Genomic DNA, 19,563 nt, shown 5'->3' on the forward strand with positions numbered 1-19,563 from the left:
CGGAAGAATTGACCACTGTTTATTTTGTTACAGGGGAATCTGTGACACGAGCAATCACAAATCCGTCGTATCCTTTACTACCTACGGTTTGCAGTGCCGTGGCTTCAAGATGAGGGTGATCTCCGATGCATTCGAGAAAGGTTCGAACCCCTTGAACTCTTGGGTCTTCACTGTCAGAGTGAATGACTTCCCCGTCCCTTATAATATTATCTCCGATGATCAAGCTTCCTGGTCGTGTCAGACGTAAAGCCCATCTCAGGTAATCCGGATTACTCGGTTTATCAGCATCGATGAAAATCAGATCAAAGGGTTCAGGGTACTCTTCCTTAATATCAGGAAGGGAGGTTAGTGCCGGGCCTACTCGAAGATCTACTTTGTGCATTAGTCCGGCCCGGGTCAGATTGGCTTGTGCGATTGCCGCATGTTTAGGTTCTGACTCCAGCGAGACAATTCGTCCATGATCTGGCAGGGCTCTGGCCATCCAGATGGTGCTGTAAGCACCTAGAGTTCCGATCTCCAGTACGCGCGAGGCCCCCTGTATTTTCAGCAATAGCTGAAGGAACTTTCCCTGATTCGGTGTGACATCATGTGACGGTAGCCCTGCTTCTGCATTGGCTTCAAGTGCAGCTTGCAAGTCTTTGTCGTTTGGAAGAAGAAGGCTGTTTATATAATGATCGACCTCATTCCAACGGGCGGGCTGGTTAACCTGGCTATTATTCAAATCATGTTTACTCATTACACATCTTCCTTTCTGTTTAGCTGAATTCGTATTTCTTATAATTCAACTATAGAGGAGATTGACATATAAATAAAATATATATTTTGTATGTTAATATATATTAAAGTTATATATTATGATGGATAAAAATGTTGGACCAGTACGTAAGTAAGCAAGGAAGAGGAGAAGATGTATGAATTTGCATGGATTACGATTGTTTCACGCCATTGTGAAGTACGGCGGAGTTACCCGGGCTGCGGAAGAATTGAATATCAGTCAACCTGCGGTATCTTCTCAGGTCAAACGGTTTGAGCGTGAACTAGGCATAGTGCTGTTTGGTTCCGAAGGACGAAAACTTGTACTTACCGATGCAGGGAAACATTTAATGGAATATGCCGAGCGATTATTCATGCTGGAACTGGAAGTGGAGCAATTTGTGGAGGACATGAGGGAGGGGAAAAAAGGACTGATTCGTCTTACGGCGACTTACTTGCCGGCCAATTTTTTGCTGCCACGTTGGATTGCCACGTTCAAGCAGACACATGAGGATGTTGAGCTTGTCGTAAGCACAAGCAATACACAGATGGCTTTTGACCAGTTGTTTCGTTATGAAGCTGAGATTGCGATATACGGAGGAAGTGGAGTCAGTCATCCGGGTGTGCATTGGGATAAGTTATTCGAAGATGAAATGTGGTTTGTGGTGCATCCAGATCATCCGTATGCAGGTCAAAACATTACATTGCACGAGATGATGGATGAGCCATTCGTAATGCGTGAGAAAGGCAGTGCAACACGGGAAAGACTGGCTGCCTTGTGTACGACCAATAACCTGCCCTCCCCACGAATAACACTTCAGTTCAACGGATTGAACGAAACGATTAGCGCAGTAAAGGCAGGATATGGTGCTAATTTCATCTCATCCCTTGTTGTAAGAGAGGACGTTAATCAAGGCAAACTTGCCCGTGTATATGTACAAAACGTACAGTTACAGAATACGATTGCCATCTGTACACGGGCAGGGGAACAGCTGACGCCGGCAGCAAGACAATTGGTTCAATGGATCAGGAAAGAAGCCCTTGCGATGCACTCTGCAATAAATCATTGAGCATTGTGAAATTGTTTCAGTAGCACATATTCGCAAGATGTTCCTCACTCCGGATTACGATGTAACTCTAATTCTTTGCCCCAAGACGCGAATCTTGCCTGAAGCGTTACGCCAGCAATGACCAGTACAGGAACCCACACCGCTACCAGGGGCACATGATGGAAAAGCAATGCTGCGATGATGACTCCGCCGAGATAGATCACAACTGCGCCTGCTCGCAGGTAGGCGTCAGAGGACAGCGCTTTGACCAAGGAGCGGATATTGGCATGTTTTAACCGATGAAGAATGCTTACAGCATCTTCAATCACCGCTGCCAGATTATTGGTCAGCACCGTTGTAGAGATTCCCGCAATACCAATCCTTCGGGCAGCCGTTGTTTGCATCCCCATGGCGATCGCAAGCAGTACAATTAACAGATAGGATAATTGCTCGGAAAAGGGACTGATTATAAGGATTGCAAAGAGCAGAAGTAGTATGCTTTCAACGGTAAATACGGCAGTTACCCGCGGTGACCAACCATTTTTGGTTTTGACCTTTCCAAGCATATGTGCCGCAATTGCATTCCCCGCAATAAAACCGATGAGGGCGAGCAAAGCCCGCAGTACAACAAATTCCTGAGCGCGGGCAATCGCGATACCCAGCAGCACGATGTTTCCAGTCATATTAGCTGTGAGTACATGCCCAAGTCCCAGATATCCGATGACATCGACCATACCGGCTGACATGCAGAGCAGTAACATGGCGTATTTCTGGAGGTGATTGTGATTCATATTTTCCCGTCCTTTCAAGCAAACATAACTCCTCCAGTATACAGCTAATGTACCGCCTTCATCAAAACGAAATCTGAACCAAAGCGGCACATGTACATTTCTAAAATTCGTTTATTCATGTCAGATGTTTTATAATGATATAGAAGACATGTCATAAGACCAGCATGCATACGAACGTATACAAGTTGGTTATCAAATCATAGAGGTGTCAAAAGAAAGGAAGAAACTGATGATGAATGCTCCGCATCCGATTGACCAGTTCAAGAAATTTAAATACGAAATTACACGATTTATGATGATCTATAAATTTGCGCTGGATCAGATGGAAACCAAAATTGAAGTGCTGAAAGAAGAGTTCCAGTCCCTTCATGACTACAGTCCGATTGAGCATACCAAGTCGAGATTGAAGTCTCCCGAGAGCATTATGAACAAAATGTTCCGTAAAAATCATGAGCTGACGTTTGAAAGCATCAAGCAAAATATCAAGGATATTGCTGGTGTACGTATCACATGTTCGTTCATTTCTGATATTTATCGAATTAAGGATATGCTGTGCAACCAAAGTGACTTGCGTGTCCTCGAAGTGAAAGACTACATCCAAAATCCGAAACCGAACGGGTATCAAAGTTTGCATCTGCTTGTTGAAGTGCCGGTATACATGTCCAATGGCGAGGAACGTGCCTGTGTTGAAATTCAGATTCGTACAATCGCGATGGATTTCTGGGCGAGTCTGGAACATAAAATCTTTTATAAATACAACAAAGATGTTCCGGAACATTTAACAAGAGAATTGAAAAGTGCGGCGGATTCTGCCAATGCATTGGATCACCAAATGGAACGCTTGCACCGTGAGATCCAGGAGATCAAGGACGCGGAGAACGAGCGGGATGAGGAGGAGCTGCGCCGTATTATTATTAATAATCAGCAGTTTACCTTGCCTAACAACTTGCTAAGATTGCTTGGAGGCGGAGAGGACTAAACATGAATATGGCAACACGATTGGGAAGAAAGGGATATATTGGGGATGAAAAGTAAAGCAACAGCTTCATTACACACCACGGCTACGCCAAGAGTGAGAATGGCGCTAATTCTCGGGACGCTCTCCGCATTCGGACCGCTGTCTCTGGATATGTATCTGCCAGCCCTGCCAACGCTCGCGGATGAATTTGGCTCGTCCACTTCGTATGCTCAGCTCAGCCTGACAGCTTGTATGATCGGGCTTGCGCTGGGCCAGCTGCTTGCGGGGCCATTAAGCGATGTGAGAGGTCGTCGCATACCGCTGATTGCCGGACTTGTGCTGTATACGATTGCGTCTATATTATGCCTGGTTAGCCCAACGATGGGGTCATTCGTTGTGTTACGTTTTATTCAGGGTCTGGCCGGAGCGGCGGGGATTGTCATTGCGCGTGCAGTGGTCAGGGACGTATACGAGGGTCCAGAACTGACCCGCTTCTTTTCTCTGTTAATGCTTATTAATGGAGTGGCACCTATCGCGGCACCGATTATAGGTGGACAAATTCTGACGTATACTTCATGGCGAGGCGTATTTATTTTGCTAAGTCTTATCGGGGTGCTCGCGCTTCTCGCAGTCATCTTTGGTTTGGGCGAGACACTTCCGGCGCATAAAAGATCGAGCGGGGGGCTTAAGCAGACGCTGCTGACGTTTGGCAGCATAGCGAGGAATCGCCGTTTTATGGGTTATGCTCTAACGCAAGGTTTCGCAGCGGCAGGCATGTTCGCTTACATATCGGGATCACCATTTGTGCTTCAGAAAATATACGGGGTGTCCCCTCAAATGTTCAGTATATGTTTTGCCATCAATGGACTGGGCATTATTCTTGCCAGCCAGATCGCCGGACGGCTAGCCGGTAAGGTATCGGAGACACGGCTGTTAATCGCCGGATTACTTATAGCGGCTGTCGGAGGAACTTCCTTACTTGTCGCGATTCTTGCTGGAGGCGGGCTGATTTCAGTTCTAATCCCCTTATTCTTGGTTGTGTCCAGCTTGGGGTTGATTAATACAGCGTCGTTCGCGCTGGCTATGGCTGATCAGGCGAAATCGGCTGGAAGTGCATCAGCGTTGATTGGTGTTATGACCTTTCTGTTTGGCGGACTCGTTGCTCCACTCGTGGGTCTTGGAGGAGAACATACAGCAGTGCCCATGGGAATTGTGATCGCATGTGCTGATCTGGGGGCATTGCTCTTGTATGTTGTCATGATCGGTAGGAGTAAACCGAAACAGACCGTTTCTACAACATCATAGTACTTAAGTATAACCAGGAACGGCCCGCAGGGAAGCATAGTCTTCCAATGCGGGCCTTTTAGTCTGTCTGCCACTAACAAAGGGCGAACAGAATTTGGGTGTTGAGCAGAATTCCTGGTGTCTGGTATGGATAGAAATAGCCAACAACAAAGCCAAACAGATTAATAGCAGGCCACATTAAATACACATCATTATACGTAAACACGAGCGACCAACGGTTATAACAGAAATTAGGGAGTACACGCTGCTCTTGATCCCGTGGCGCGGCCGCACCTGTTTGGGCAAATTGAACGGCTTGTGTCAGGCTTTGCGGTTGCTGCTGGAGGAAGAGTGGCAGTAGTCCAGGACTGCTTTTGATAAGGTTATACAAAAATAACATCTCGGCAGGCGGCTGACCGACCGGGCGAGGATAGGCGCTTAGCAGGGAAGGGAGATTCCCCTGAGCTAGCTGTGCGGGTACACCTGGAGCTGGGCCCGGACCAGGACCCGGTATGCCACCAGAGAAATAGGGACCCGGAGGGGTTCCTGCACCAGGAATGAAAGGAGGATAGGAGCCCGGGCTTCCGGGAATGCCTGGCGGAGTTTGCCCTCCAGGGAGACTACCTCCACCCGGGAAGAGTGGAGGGAATTGAATGGAACGATCTTCGCCGTAACTTGTATAACGACCATCATAATAACCTGCATAAGGGGAATAAACATGGTTCATGTTCAAGAACATCCTTCCTGTCATCTTATTCTGAAAACAGTCTATGATGGTATTCGCCTAGATGTGATTGTTCACAAGTGTGTATTTCTAAACATGAGCAATGAAAATGGGACACTCATGATGGCCATTAGGTCTATACAAGTATTTTTTTGTTTTTATGGACGGTATGCATATATAATAACGATGAAGAAAGTAGAAGGTTAAGATGCTGAGGATCAGGCTCATGCATGCGATTAGGAAAGGGGACTTACATATGTATTCACTAAATCCGGAAGAACTCACGGCTAAAGATAATTATAAATTAATGAGCGGTTCAATCGTACCGCGTCCGATTGCCTTTGTAACTACGCTCTCAGATCATGATGGAATCATTAATGCAGCGCCATTTAGCTTTTTCAATATCGTGAGCTCTGATCCACCATTGTTATCCATCTCGGTTGGACGTAAAAATGGTGTAATGAAGGATACGGCACGCAATGTGCTCGCCCATAATGAACTGGTTGTGCACATTTGTGACGAAGACATGATTGAAGACGTGAATGAAACTGCGGCTTTACTGGAGCCACATGAAAGTGAATTAGAACGGACTCATCTGACGACTGTACCCAGTTCCGTGGTCGCTGTACCCGGAATTCAGGAAGCCTTGATCCGGATGGAGTGCAAGCTGTATCAACATATTCCGATCTCGAATAATGCAGGCGTGCCTGTAAGTGACCTGCTTCTCGTGCGCATTGTACATTATCATTTTAGCGAAAAGGTCTATCTTGCGGATAAAGGTTATATCTTAATGGATCAATTAAAACCAGTCAGCCGTCTGGCAGGGAATGATTATGCCAAACTGGGTGATCGATTCACCGTCATTCGGCCAGAATAATTGGATGTAAATTAAAACAGTGAGGACGGACAGCCCCATGTAGCATATACATGAGGCTATTTGTCTTTGTTTCATTAGGAACATAATCATGTTTGTTCATGAATAGACTTGTACTAAACAAAGCATATCTTATGGTGCTAACCATAATTAGAATCCAATTTAAATGCAGAGGAGCTTGGGGATGGGATATCGAAGCTTGGCTGCTCTCATTAGTCGATATCCGTGGTTTATTATCATCTGCTGGGTGTTTATCATCGGGATGTCAGTCGCTTGGGCATGGAAGTTACCTGACATGGTTCAGGATCACGGGTTGAAGCTGGCTGGGGGACAAGCCCAAGCCGTAGAACAGATATTGGACCAGGAATTTGGCTCCCCGCCCGATCCGGTCGTGTTACTTTTTAATAAACATCCCAATACTTCTGAGATATCCTTCAAGACGTGGATTCAAGAACAGCTTGCCGCAGTCCGCACCTTGCCAGCGATATCCTCAGTGATTTCCCCTTTTGATGTAAACACACAGGGTAGAATGTTGCGTGATAATCAGGCTTATGCTCTGGTATACATGGACATCGCACCTCACCGAATGAAGCATCCACTAGCTCAATTACGCGAGCTTCTTGAAGAGGACAAGCAAGTCCATCTGCCTGGAACCGTACAACTTACAGGGAAAACAGTTGTGCAACAGGATGTAAATCGACTGAGCTTTCAGGATTTAGAACGAGCAGAGATCGTCGGGATACCGATTGCATTAATCGTTCTTTGCTTTGCATTCAGAGGACTGTATGCGGCATGTATTGCTGTCATGATGGGAATCAGTGCAGTGATTATGGCAATGGGCATAACGTCTCTACTGGGTCAATACCTGGAGCTGTCCAATTTTATTATTAACGTTATTCCAATGGTGGGTATGGCGCTCAGTATTGATTTTGCACTTATTATTTTGAGCAGATATAGGGAGGAATTAAAGCAGCGTTACGCAAGCAGAGACAAGTTCAATAGTGAGCGCAACAGCATCAACCAACGTGAAATTTTGGAACGGACATTGTACACAGCTGGTCGAGCGGTTCTGTTCTCAGCGGCATGTGTGTTCCTGGGTTTGCTGGGTCTTCTCTGGATCAGGCTACCTATGTTTCTCAGTGTATCGCTTGGGGCTACCATTGTTCTGGTGCTGTCCTTATTGTTAAATGTAACGTTGTTGCCAGCCATTCTTTCAATAAGTGCAAACAGAGTATTTGCTCAGATAAAACCCACAGCCAGCAGTTCTGGAGAACGAATAAAAGATGAAACGCTTGAACGAAACTTCTGGCACCGCTGGTCAGCGATGGTCATGAAACGTCCTGTATGGATGGGGGTTGCAGGTACTACGCTGCTGCTATGTTGTGTGTTTCCCTTTACACGGATGGATTTGTCCGTTCCCGATGCTTCCTCCTTACCTGCCAGAATGGAGTCCCGTCAAGCATCGGAGCAGATCGAGCAAAATTTCGGTCAGAAGCATATTACTCTGGTCGATATGATCATCGGGAAAAAGGATGAGCCGTTAACAGACTCTCACTGGAGGGTAGCCAAACACAAAGTAACCAGGTTTCAACAGGATGAAAGAGTGGTGAGTATTCACTCTCAAGGGGGGATTTCGGATTCCTTTATTCGCTTAACGGTCGGTGTATACGGCGAAGCGGGTTCAGATGAGATGAAGGAATGGCTGCGACAGACAAGAGCAGAGGATGTAACAGCTGGGCCGGAAGGCATTCCGATTCGTTATGGCGGCGAAGCAGTTTATGAAGATGAAATAATGCATGAAATTGCGCAACAGTTACCCAAAGTACTTGTATTTGTCGTGGTAAGCAATTATCTGGTGTTGCTACTCGCATTCCGTTCTCTGCTAATACCATTAAAAGCGATTCTGATGAACTTACTTAGTCTGGCCGCATCCTTTGGCATACTTGTATGGGTCTTTAACGAAGGTCATCTGGGTATGGAAGTATCTTCAATTGCGATCATGATTCCGGTATTCATTGCTGGCCTTGTGTTCGGCATATCGATGGACTATGGCGTCTTCATGTTAAGCCGTATTCAGGAAGTATACAGACAAACAGGAGATAGTGACACAGCGGTTCAACAAGGCTTGGCTTCAACAGGTCGTTTAATTACGTCTGCAGCAGGTATTTTACTGGCGGTAACGGTTCCTTTTGCTTTTGCTGAGATTGAAGGGGTAAGACAGTTAGGCATTGGGATCACAGCAGCTGTATTTATCGATGTGACGCTAATCCGTCTTGTGCTTGTTCCATCCTTGATGAAACTGATGGGGAGATGGAACTGGTGGCTACCTGGCTGACGTAGTGTAAACAAGAAGGGGATATGGAAGCACCAGACTTCTGTTATCTGTAGAAAGAAAAAGGGTATTCTGTATGTAACCTGAATTCGGGCTACGGAATACTCTTTTTTATTTAACTTATTAGAATGAAAGCGATTTGTGGTCTAAAGCCGTAAACTAAAGGTGGCGACGATGTTACTTCTAGTACTATAATAGATAAGGGTTACCAAATTTTTCAATTCACCACTAGCATCATTCCAGCACCTATAGGAGGTACACTGAAACATGTCCGAAATCGAAGCTTATCTGCAGCAACAAACCACACTTCGAGGTCGTTCTGCGTATGATGCAGATCAACCATTGGAGTTATGGCAACATCAATTGCGTACACGTGTCCAAGAAAGGCTGGGCGATTTTCCGATGATGCCCGCTGCTTTGAACCCTGTCGTACTGGAACGTGTTTCATGCGATGGCTACATCCGGGAGCGGATTGAGATCACAACGTATGAGGGATTACGGATGCCCATTTATCTTTTAACCCCCAATAATGTAAGCGCTACCGATATGAAGAGGCCTGCTATTGTTGCTTGTCATGGACACGGCTATGGGAGCCGGGAGATTTGCGGAATGGAGCCGGATGGTTCGCCACGGGCAGGGGAGCCTGGATTACACAAAGATTTTGCCGTTGCGCTCGTGAAGCGTGGGTACGTTGTGGCTGCTCCAGAACTGCTTGGGTTTGGAGACAGAAGACTGGATGAGGATCGAGAGGCGCCGCCAGGCGCAAGTTCCTGTACGAAGATCGCCGCACATCTGCTTATGGTGGGTAAAACGCTCGCAGGACATCGGGTCTATGAAACAACGCGTGTGTTGGATTATTTATCCACTCGACCTGAAGTTGATTCAGAGCGGATCGGAAGCATGGGCATCTCCGGTGGGGGGCTGGTTACAGCCTTTACAGCAGCATTGGACGAACGATGCAAAGTGGTCGTGGTCAGTGGTTACGCAAGTACGTTTCATGGCAGCATTCTGGATCGCAATCATTGCCTCGACAACTACATTCCGGGGATTCTACAGGAAGCAGAGCTGCCGGATATCATCGGTCTGATTGCTCCGCGGCCTCTATTTCTGGAGATCGGAAGTGAAGATCTTGTATTTCCGCTACATTCGGCACGAGAGGCTCACGAACGGTTGAAAATGATTTATGAGCATGCTGGTGCAGGACAAGCACTGGATGCCGATTATTTCGACGGTGGACATGAGATAAGCGGTGCAAAAGCCTATGATTGGCTTGAACAGGTATTGTAATCGTAGTAGTAACCGTAATTTTTCATCATGATCTGGAATGTGATGGGTACAAAACCGTATCATTCGAATTCGAGAGGAGCGTTATATGATGAAATGGACAACTTCTTTACGAATCATGTTATGTACTGTACTTGCTACGAGTCTGATCGCGGTTGGGTTTGGGAGTGACAGAGCAGAGGTGGCCGAGGCTGCATCGGATCATTACAAATTCGATTTTGGCGCAGGAGCAGTGGCGAACGGATATACTGGAGTGTCTGCCTCAACGGCCTATACAGCTGCAAGGGGGTATGGTTTCAACACTCCGGCTAATATGAAAAATGTTTCCGCATCCGGTAGTGGTGTTGCAAGTGATGCCGTTCAATTTCTGAAATTTGGTACGAAAAGTGATAATACGTTCAATGTTGACCTGCCGAATGGTCTGTATGAGGTCAAAGTGACTCTGGGTAACACCGCCAGAGCTAGTGTGGCAGCCGAAGGGGTCTATCAGATCATGAATATGACGGGCAACGGTGCAACCGATCAATTCCAGATTCCAGTGACAGACGGACAGTTGAATCTGCTGGTAACGGAAGGGAAGGCGGGTACTGCTTTTACGTTAAGTGCCCTTGAAATTCGGAAACTTTCCAACCAGTCTGTCACGAATCGCACGATCTATATTGGTGGAGATTCAACGGTGTGCAACTATTATCCGCTTGGTAGCAGCGTACAGGGGGGCTGGGGGCAGTTGCTTCCTACCTATGTAAACAATACAACTTTCCAGGTTCGTAACATGGCCACAAGCGGGCAGATTGCCAGAGGGTTCCGTGATGATGGTCAGATGGAAGCGATTCTGAAGTATATCAAACCGGGTGACTATTTTATTCTACAGCTCGGAATTAATGATACAAACGCCAAGAACAATACAACTGAGGCCCAGTTCAAAGAAATCATGCGCGATATGGTTCGTCAGGCGAAAAACAAAGGCGCAACCGTTATTCTTTCGACACCTCAAGGGCGGGCAACAGACTTTAATTCGGCCAATGTGCATCAAGCCGAGAACCGTTGGTATAACGCATCTACGCGTGCACTGGCACAGGAAGAGGGAGTAACACTCGTGGATCTGAACAAGCTCAGCTCGGCATACTTCACTTCCATTGGGCCGGCAGCTACGCTTGCTCTGTACATGAATGGCGATAGCTTGCATCCGAATCGGCAAGGGGCATCACAGCTTGCTCGAATCGTGGTTGCAGATCTGAAACGCCAAGGCTTAAATGGTTTCTAATAAGAAAGTAGTGTGTTGGGTAAGTTCTATCTGTATTTGAAGTACACAAACGATATTTAGGTTATATAAGAAATCCCCTCGAGGAAAGCCGCTTACGCGCGATATCTCCAGGGGATTTTTTACTTATTTTCGCCACCTATATAAGTTGAAAAATTTTTTTACACATTAACGGAGAGGACAGAAAAAACCTGAAGAAGCGCTAAGCGTTCGCCTTTATCACCGGATTTTTCCCTTTGGAAAAGGGAATGTAAAAATCCGGGGATAACAGCGATCGGAAGGTTATTCTGTCATCGGAGTGTCTAGTGTAAACCTCTTAATTTAGCCTCTATATAAGCTACTCCATCATATCCTTTGCTTCGTGGTTCATCTTTTTCCCTTTTAACAACGGTTCAAGTTCGTCTTGTACACTTTGCTCCCAGAGAGGTACATCGGTGCGGTAGGCCGCACGGCCGTTCAGGTGCCCCGCAACAGGCGCAGTGATGAAAACAAACAAAATACCGAGTAGCAAGCGAGCACTGATATAGTTGTCAAAATACCAAAAGAAGAAAAATGCACCGCTCAGCACACAAAACACGCCTAGTGTCATGCTTTTGGTGGCAGCGTGGGCTCTCAAATATACATCAGGCAGACGAAGGAGTCCGAAGGCACTAAGTGCACTAAGGAGGGCCCCAAGTAACACCAGTAGCCCAATTCCCGTTTCAGCGGTGCTACTAACGATCTCCTTCATTTTTAAACACCGCCCCTCGTTCAATATAACGTGCAAATGCGACTGTGCTTAGAAAAGCCAGAATGCCGATCAGCAAAATGATGTCCAGATAAGCCTGTGTCTTCAGCATCATGGAGAGTACAGCTACGATGGCAATGACATTGATACCGATCGTATCAAGAGCCGTAATTCGGTCAGCCATGGAGGGGCCGCGAAGAACACGATACAAACAGGCCAGAATCGCTAGAGATAGAATGAGCAGTGAGATAAACAGTAGTGAGGATAACATTAACGTGTCACCTCCATGATTGCTTTTTCAAACGTATTCTGAATATCGTTTCGCAGTTTCTCTTCATCTTTGATATCCAGTGCATGGATGAAAAGCTTACGCTGATTCCCCGAAATTTCAAGCGGCAGTGAACCTGGCGTCAATGAGATCAGCAGACACAGCAGTGTCACTTCCCAATCCGAAGATAACTGTGTGCGATAGGTGAAAATGCCTGGTCGAATGTCTAGCCGTGGTTTGATAATCTCTCGAATGACCTCAATGCTTGCTCGAATGAGTTCTTTGAACAGCAATCCGATCAATTTGAAGATAGCCCACACTCGAACGATGTAGAAGCGCTGCGGGAAGAAACGTCGCATGCCTCCGATGAGGAGCAATCCAAGCATATATCCAATGAGAAAACCAACGCCATTCCAGGCATTATTCAAAAACATCCAGACAAAGGCAATGATAAGATTGAGTACAATTTGAAAGGCCATAGACATCTACTCCTTCAATACGGCATCAATATAAATGTTGGGATGTAGCAGAATATCACCTGCGCGAGACGTGAGCTGAAACATACCTTCAGCCCCCAGACCCATGACGATGATAAAAGCAAACAGAATTCCGGCAGGAATCAGCAGTCCGTTCACTGCATAGGGACGTCTTGCCATGCCTGCAGGAGGCTCACCCCAGAACGCCTGAATGAAAATGCGGAGTACCGAATACAGCATGAGTAGACTAGAGAGAACGGCAACACCAGTTAAACCGTATAATCCGGCTTCGAAGCCGCCCTCAAACAGCATTAATTTTCCCGGGAATCCACTGAACGGAGGCAGACCCGCAAGCGCAAGCGCACTGATGAAAAACATCCATCCCAGCACGGGATAACGTTGGATTAGTCCACCCATGTTATCGAGCCTGGAAGTTCCCGCAACAGCAATGAGAGCACCGCCGAGCAGGAAAAGCAGTGTTTTGATCAACATGTCATGCAGCATATAGAACAGTAATCCTTCCAGAGCACTACGGCTGGCAGCAGCCATACCAAACGCGACGAAACCTACGCCAGCGACGACATTATAGATCAAAATTTTGTTCACATCACGGTAGGAGATCGCTCCAATCACACCCAAAATCATTGTGGCACCCGCCATCCAGCCGATCAGAGCATTAAAGAAGTCTGGATCATGATAGAAAATCAACGTAAATGTCCGCACAATGGCATACAGGCCAACCTTGGTCAGCAACCCGGCGAATAACGCGGTAACGACGGCGGGCGGAGCTGCATAAGAGCCGGACAACCAGAAGAACAGGAACAAGCCCGCCTTAATGCTGAATACAATCAAGAAAAGAACTGCAATCAGTGTGACTACTCCGCTCTGTCCCACCTCAGCAATGCGTACCGACAAATCAGCCATATTCAGCGTACCCGTGATGGAATACAGAAAGCCGATCGAAGCGACAAATAAGGCAGAAGACACGATATTGATCAGTACATATTTAATCGTTTCACGCAGCTGTCTTTCCGTGCCTCCGAGTACAATGAGAGCGTAAGAAGAGATCAGCATCAATTCAAAGCTGACAAACAAATTGAACAGATCCCCGGTTAGAAACGATGCGTTCACGCCCGCAATCAAAAAATGAAAGAACGGATAGAAGTGATGTTGCTCCCGCTCCTTGTTGATGCTTCGAAAAGCATAGAGCAGGCAAGCCAGCGCAATGATGGAAGCAGCAACAACCAGCAAGGCTGCGACCATATCGGCAACAAGTACGATTCCATAAGGTGCTTTCCAGCCACCCATATTGAGTGTCAATACGCCAGATTGGGCAACACGTGTGATGAGTATGGTTGAGACCGTTGCAGTGGCTAACAGACCAATCACGCTAAAGAAACGTTGTATATTGATTTTACGGAAGAACAACAGAGTGATCACGCCCGTGACCAGTGGAAGCAGGATAGGCAGAACCACAAGATTATTCATATGGACGCCCCCTTACTTCTTCCATGTCATCCGTTCTCAGCTTCAGATAAGAACGGTAAGAAAGGACAAAAAAGAAGGCTGTCAGACCAAAATTGATGACAATGGACGTTAAAATCAACGCTTGAGGGAGCGGATCAACGTATTTCTCCGCCATTTCTCCCAGTAGTGGAGGAGCCCCCGTCTTGAGACGTGACATCGTAATTAACAACAGGTGCACTCCATGTGTCAGAATCGACATGCCTAGTACGATACGGAGCAGGCTCCGTGACAAGATTAGAAAGACGGCAACCGCAAACAAAATGCCAACGGCCACACACATCAAAATTTCCATATCAACGATCCTCCCCGATCTGTAAAATGATAGTCATGGTGACGCCGAGCACAGCGAGGTATACGCCTAGGTCAAACAGCATGGCTGTAGCAAGCTCTGTCTCGCCCAGCAGGGGCAGTTCGAAATATCCGAATGTCTGACTGAGAAATGGGACACCGAACAGGAATGAACCTGCACCAGTAAGCAAAGCTATGGCTAAACCAATGGCTGTCAAACTTCGAAAATCGATGGGCAGCGCTTTGCGTATCGTATCCGTACTAAAGGCCAGAGCGATTAGTACGAGGGCTGCAGCTGTGACGAGTCCACCGATGAAACCACCGCCAGGATTATGATGCCCGGCAAAGAACAGATGCATGGAGAAGGTTAAAATGATAAACACAACCACTTTCGTTGTGGTTTGCAACAAAACATCATTACTTTGCAAAGGAACCGTGTCCCAGGACAATGTACTACGCTCGCGGTTTCCGTATTTTTTGGTGTTGTCCGCTTCATCGTCAAGCTCGGGTTCTTCGTCCTTTTTCTCCTCATTTTTACGGAATTTCAATCGGGCTCCAAGATCCTTCGCTTCGAGATTCAGGTTGATCATGGAGTAGATGGACAATGAGGCTACGCCAAGAACCATAATTTCAAGTAATGTATCATAACCGCGGAAATCCACCAGCAATACGTTTACGACATTTTTACCACCCGCGGAACTGTAAGCTTCCTGAAGAAAGAAAGCCGAGATGCTATCCAAGGATACTGTGCCGCTTGCAGCGAGTGCGACGAATGTCATCACAACGCCAACGGAAACAGCTACAATGGCATTCACCGTGAGATAGCGGGAGCTGGACTTGCCACGTTGTAACTCGGGCAGATGGTAGAAGCAGAGCAGGAACAATGCGACGGAGACCGTCTCTACAATCATCTGCGTCAGCGCAAGATCGGGTGCCCGGAACAAGACAAACAGCAGTGTAACCAGGTAGCCGACAGCTCCGGTCATAATGACAGCAGATAATCGGTTTTTCGCAAAAGGAATGGAAATGGCGGCTGCAATCAGCGTGACCAGCAACACGATTTCATAGAATGAGTAGGGTGCATTATCCTGCACATGCCAGGTAATATTTTCGCCAGACCGGAAGAAGGCGTAAACGAGTAGCGCAACGGTAAATGAGAAAATATAAACCAGATAATTGCGGACGGAGCCGTTCATATAAGCTTCTGTCCACTTCTGTGCATAGTGCTGTACATTGTCTAGAACAACATGATACATATTGTTAATCGTTAATCCCTGTGGATAATGCTCATAAATATTCCTCCATCGTGGCAGTAACTTGTATAACATGACCCCCAGCGCAATAACGCCGATAGTCATGAACAATTCGGGAGTCCAGCCATGCCATAAGGAGAAATGTACATCAAAGCGTTCATCCCCATTCAGAAGGGAAGGGAGAACGGCAGCCATTGCCGGTTCGATCAATGACCCGGACAGTAGATCCGGAAAGAGTCCAAAACCGATGACCAGCGCGCCTAGAACGATCGGTGGGATGAGCAAGCCGATAGGCGCTTCATGTAATTTCTCGACAGGTAACTCACTTCGGCTACGACCGAGGAATGTTTTGAACACAAAAATCAGGGCATAGATCAATGTGAAAACGCTGGCAAGCCACGCGATGACAGGTAGGAGAATACTCCAGGAGCCCATTCCAAAGATACGAAGATCTGTAATCTGTACCATCGCTTGAAAGAACAATTCCTTACTAAGGAATCCGTTAAAGGGCGGAATACCTGCCATAGCTAGTGAACCGATCAGCGCCAGGCTGAATGTGACAGGCATGAATGCTGCCAGTCCGCCAAGCTTGCGAATATCTCGTGTACCTGTTTCATGATCTACAATGCCGGCGACCATAAACAAAGCAGCTTTAAAGGTACCGTGGTTGAATAAATGAAGCAGTGCAGCAGTGATGGCTACGGTGTACATGGCAGAGGATTCACCATATCCGAAATAGAGAGCAGCAGATCCGATCCCGAAGAGGGACATAATCAGACCAAGTTGTGAAATGGTGGAATACGCAAGAATGGCCTTAAGATCGTTTTTCTTCACGGCTAAAAATGATCCGTAACCCAGTGTGAGCAGTCCGACGCCAGTTACAAGCCAGAACCAGAGTCCCTGTCCACCGAAGATGGGTGTGAAGCGGGCAACAACATACAGCCCGGCTTTGACCATGGTGGCGGAGTGCAGATATGCACTGACTGGAGTGGGAGCTTCCATGGCATCAGGCAGCCAGATGTGAAACGGGAATTGTGCCGATTTGGTGAATGCTCCAATCAGAATAAGAACGAGAGCTGGTAAGAAGAGATTGCTGTCCTGAATATGTCCCCACTCGGTGATGGTTGCACGGATACTGAATGTACCTGTCATCAGGTACATCAACATGAATCCGGCAAGCATGGCGAATCCGCCAAAAACCGTAATCAGGAACGATTTTTGTGCACCGGATGTAGAAGCTTTACGCTTGTAGTGAAAGGCGATTAACAGAAATGACGTAATGCTGGTGAGTTCCCAAAATCCATACAACACGATCATATTATCTGATAATACGACGCCAAGCATAGCGCCCATAAACATTAACAAGTAGAGATAGAAACGGTTTAACGCCTCTGTTTTGCTCATATAAAAGATGGAATAAAAGACAACAAGCACGCCTATCCCGCTGATCAGCAACGTTAACAGTAGACTCAGTCCGTCCAAATATAGATTAAATCCGATGTCCAGGGACGGAATCCAGGGAATCTGTCCGGATACCGGGTGACGCTGGGACACGGCAGAAATCTGGCTCGCAAAATAGACAAATAACGATGCCGGTACGACGAGTACCAGCCATCCCAGATGAATTTTACTGAATAGTCTGTGCATCAGTGCGAGTACGATGCCAGCTACAAAAGGCAAAATAACAGCAATGTGAAGCAGGCTCAAATAATTACACCCCCAATGTTTTTTTCTCGTCATTCTCTCTGTGACATACAGGCGCAATCCTTTAAGGATATGCTTGCTCTCTCTATTCATAACCCAAGTTTGTATATACAGAATCGTGACTATTCTTTGAATGGAAGAAACTCGGTTGTGATTTCGGGTAAATTTTGTATGGGTGCATATATTAAAAATGCAAACTAAAATACCGATATAATTCAAAATAAGTGAGAGCTATTTCTTATCATTTTGCAGCGCAGAGCTGTGGATGATTGAGATTGTAAGAGCGGTTCACCGTATGTGCAGGAGGAATTATGTCATTTAAACTTAGAACGGTGCTCACCGTCATTTTCGCTGTGTTATCTCTGTTTGTTATCTTAACCATTGGATATGTTTTCAGCCAAAAATCATTTGATGCGGTGGAAACCGAAATTGGGCACTCTCTGGAAAGCACGGCTCTACAGACCGTGGACAAGCTGGATCGTTTCATGTACTCTCGTTCTGGTGAAATGAATCTTTTGGGCAACATGGCATCTATGAATGATGAATTTAATCACAAGGATATTCAAATGCTGTTGGATCAGCTGCAAAATAGTTTCCCCTCTTTTTCATGGGTTGGATTCATGGATCCAAAAGGAAAAGTGCTAGCCGCTACAGACGGAATACTTTTAGGCGAAGATTTATCGGAGCGGCCTGTGTACCAGGAAGGAATCAAGGGTAAATTTATTGGAGACGTACATAATGCGGTGCTGCTCGCCAAACTATTGCCTAATCCATCGGGAGAGCCATTGCAATTTGTGGATATCAGCTTCCCGCTTAAGGATAGTGATGGACAGATTCGTGGTGTATTAGCAGCACATCTCAGTTGGGCGTGGGCCAAAGAAGTCGAGGCTTCCGTACTCGTTCCCTTACAACGTGAGGAGAAGGATATTGAATTCTTTATCGTTAGCAAAAAAGAGCACACTGTGCTTCTCGGCCCCAAAGAGTGGGTAGGTAAACCACTTGCACTAGAAGAGATTGAAAATCATCGGAACAGTAAAAGCAGCTGGTCCACTGAAAAGTGGCCGGATGGCAAGGAATATGTTACCGGTTTAGCCTATAGCCAGGGATATAAAGATTATCCGGGACTGGGTTGGACCATTATCATCCGTCAGGGTAAATCGGCAGCTTTTTCCTCCGTTGTTGATCTGATGTGGTTTAACATCGGTGCGGGCATCGTTGTGATGCTTTTGTTTGCGCCGATTGGTTGGCTTCTCTCCAGACTCATCTCGGCTCCACTCGTTCGACTAACCCGTGTTGCAGATCGTCTTGGTGCAGGAGAGAATATTGACATCCCCGAGACCAAAGGGCTGAAGGAAATTGAGGCATTGTCACGGTCACTACGAAACATGGTTTCTTCGATCATGAACAAAGACTCAGAACTGGTTGTGATGCAGAATCTTGCAAACTATGATCAGCTGACCGGATTGAAGAACCGCACAGCCCTAGAGACGTATCTTGAGGAAACTCTGGAGACGGAGAGCGAGGACCATACATTGACGTTTCTCTATCTGGATCTGGACGGTTTCAAAAGTGTGAACGATTCGCTGGGACATCAGACGGGGGATGTTTTACTGCAAAAAGTTGCTCAGCGACTTACAGCCCTAAGTCATGAGGATGGTATAACGGTTCGGCTTGGCGGTGACGAATTCCTGATTGTACTTCGCTCAGCCTCGGATGATCCGCGGCAGGAAGCGATGGAGTATGCGCAAGATATTATTCAAACTCTGAACAAACCATTCATTATTGAGTATGAGCGAGTTCATATTGGATGCAGTATTGGAGGAGCGGAGTATCCGACAAATAGCAACAATCCGAGTGAGATTATTCGAATGGCAGACGAGGCACTTTACAGATCCAAACGTGCCGGCAAGAACAGAGTCACATTTTATTCGGAGTTGGAAAACGAGGGTTAGCATATAATAGTACTATGAAGTGGGGAGTCACTTGAGCATTAAGGCAGGTGTGCATGGA

Annotated in this window: 17 protein-coding genes; 8 read left to right on the plus strand and 9 right to left on the minus strand. The window is 46.6% G+C overall.

Annotated elements, in window-relative coordinates; genetic code table 11:
- Positions 1-19: 19 nt before the first annotated feature.
- Complete coding sequence (locus MKY23_RS12510; RefSeq protein WP_154886183.1) at positions 20-736, minus strand: O-methyltransferase; 717 nt, start codon at positions 734-736, stop codon at positions 20-22.
- Positions 737-911: 175 nt separating this feature from the next.
- On the opposite strand from MKY23_RS12510, the gene MKY23_RS12515 reads away from it, so the two are divergent.
- Positions 912-1,823, plus strand: coding sequence for a LysR family transcriptional regulator (locus tag MKY23_RS12515; RefSeq protein WP_253494975.1), 912 nt, complete (start codon positions 912-914; stop codon positions 1,821-1,823).
- Positions 1,824-1,867: 44 nt separating this feature from the next.
- Here the strand turns inward: MKY23_RS12515 and MKY23_RS12520 are convergent, their stop codons facing one another.
- The gene (locus tag MKY23_RS12520) at positions 1,868-2,593 is read right to left on the minus strand and encodes a YoaK family protein (protein WP_339838458.1); all 726 of its coding nucleotides are present in this window, start codon (positions 2,591-2,593) and stop codon (positions 1,868-1,870) included.
- A gap of 232 nt (positions 2,594-2,825) precedes the next feature.
- Between MKY23_RS12520 and MKY23_RS12525 the strand changes: the two genes are divergently transcribed.
- Positions 2,826-3,572, plus strand: a complete 747-nt coding sequence (locus tag MKY23_RS12525) for a GTP pyrophosphokinase family protein (protein ID WP_154984253.1) — start codon at positions 2,826-2,828, stop codon at positions 3,570-3,572.
- A gap of 45 nt (positions 3,573-3,617) precedes the next feature.
- Positions 3,618-4,856, plus strand: coding sequence for a multidrug effflux MFS transporter (locus tag MKY23_RS12530; protein ID WP_339838461.1), 1,239 nt, complete (start codon positions 3,618-3,620; stop codon positions 4,854-4,856).
- 73 nt (positions 4,857-4,929) lie between these two features.
- Here MKY23_RS12530 and MKY23_RS12535 read toward each other — a convergent pair whose 3' ends face one another.
- On the minus strand, positions 4,930-5,562 hold the full coding sequence (locus tag MKY23_RS12535) for a hypothetical protein (protein ID WP_339838464.1): 633 nt from the start codon (positions 5,560-5,562) through the stop codon (positions 4,930-4,932).
- Positions 5,563-5,815: 253 nt separating this feature from the next.
- Here MKY23_RS12535 and MKY23_RS12540 point away from each other — a divergent pair, with 253 nt between their 5' ends.
- The 4 genes from MKY23_RS12540 to MKY23_RS12555 all read left to right on the plus strand — a co-directional run bounded on the left by MKY23_RS12540 (position 5,816) and on the right by MKY23_RS12555 (position 11,313).
- Positions 5,816-6,436: a flavin reductase family protein gene (locus MKY23_RS12540; RefSeq protein WP_339838467.1), complete on the plus strand. Its 621-nt coding sequence runs from the start codon at positions 5,816-5,818 to the stop codon at positions 6,434-6,436.
- A 181-nt stretch (positions 6,437-6,617) separates the two neighbouring features.
- Positions 6,618-8,768: an MMPL family transporter gene (locus MKY23_RS12545; RefSeq protein WP_339838470.1), complete on the plus strand. Its 2,151-nt coding sequence runs from the start codon at positions 6,618-6,620 to the stop codon at positions 8,766-8,768.
- 264 nt (positions 8,769-9,032) lie between these two features.
- Positions 9,033-10,052: an alpha/beta hydrolase family protein gene (locus MKY23_RS12550; protein WP_339838473.1), complete on the plus strand. Its 1,020-nt coding sequence runs from the start codon at positions 9,033-9,035 to the stop codon at positions 10,050-10,052.
- Between the two features lie 85 nt (positions 10,053-10,137).
- Positions 10,138-11,313 carry a GDSL-type esterase/lipase family protein gene (locus tag MKY23_RS12555; protein WP_339838476.1) on the plus strand — a complete coding sequence of 392 codons (1,176 nt, stop codon included), beginning with the start codon at positions 10,138-10,140 and terminating at the stop codon, positions 11,311-11,313.
- A 334-nt stretch (positions 11,314-11,647) separates the two neighbouring features.
- Here MKY23_RS12555 and mnhG read toward each other — a convergent pair whose 3' ends face one another.
- From mnhG to MKY23_RS12585, 6 genes are read right to left on the minus strand one after another with little or no spacing between them, the layout of a single operon-like run.
- A complete protein-coding gene (gene mnhG / locus MKY23_RS12560) occupies positions 11,648-12,040 on the minus strand; it encodes a monovalent cation/H(+) antiporter subunit G (RefSeq protein ID WP_090920613.1) in 393 nt (130 codons plus the stop codon).
- Entirely contained in the window at positions 12,024-12,308 is a 285-nt protein-coding gene (locus tag MKY23_RS12565; protein WP_090920611.1) for a Na(+)/H(+) antiporter subunit F1, read from the minus strand. Before MKY23_RS12565 ends, mnhG begins: the two co-directional genes overlap by 17 nt.
- Positions 12,308-12,784: a Na+/H+ antiporter subunit E gene (locus MKY23_RS12570; protein WP_339838480.1), complete on the minus strand. Its 477-nt coding sequence runs from the start codon at positions 12,782-12,784 to the stop codon at positions 12,308-12,310. The genes MKY23_RS12565 and MKY23_RS12570 overlap by 1 nt, the downstream gene beginning before the upstream one ends.
- Before the next feature lie 6 nt (positions 12,785-12,790).
- The gene (locus MKY23_RS12575) at positions 12,791-14,269 is read right to left on the minus strand and encodes a Na+/H+ antiporter subunit D (RefSeq protein WP_154984206.1); all 1,479 of its coding nucleotides are present in this window, start codon (positions 14,267-14,269) and stop codon (positions 12,791-12,793) included.
- Entirely contained in the window at positions 14,262-14,600 is a 339-nt protein-coding gene (locus MKY23_RS12580) for a Na(+)/H(+) antiporter subunit C (RefSeq protein ID WP_090920602.1), read from the minus strand. Before MKY23_RS12580 ends, MKY23_RS12575 begins: the two co-directional genes overlap by 8 nt.
- Before the next feature lies 1 nt (position 14,601).
- Complete coding sequence (locus tag MKY23_RS12585; RefSeq protein ID WP_339838490.1) at positions 14,602-17,556, minus strand: Na+/H+ antiporter subunit A; 2,955 nt, start codon at positions 17,554-17,556, stop codon at positions 14,602-14,604.
- 308 nt (positions 17,557-17,864) lie between these two features.
- Here MKY23_RS12585 and MKY23_RS12590 point away from each other — a divergent pair, with 308 nt between their 5' ends.
- A complete protein-coding gene (locus tag MKY23_RS12590; RefSeq protein ID WP_154958774.1) occupies positions 17,865-19,505 on the plus strand; it encodes a diguanylate cyclase in 1,641 nt (546 codons plus the stop codon).
- Positions 19,506-19,563: the final 58 nt, after the last annotated feature.

The sequence above is a fragment of the Paenibacillus sp. FSL R7-0272 genome, from assembly GCF_037969905.1.
Taxonomy (GTDB): domain Bacteria; phylum Bacillota; class Bacilli; order Paenibacillales; family Paenibacillaceae; genus Paenibacillus; species Paenibacillus polysaccharolyticus.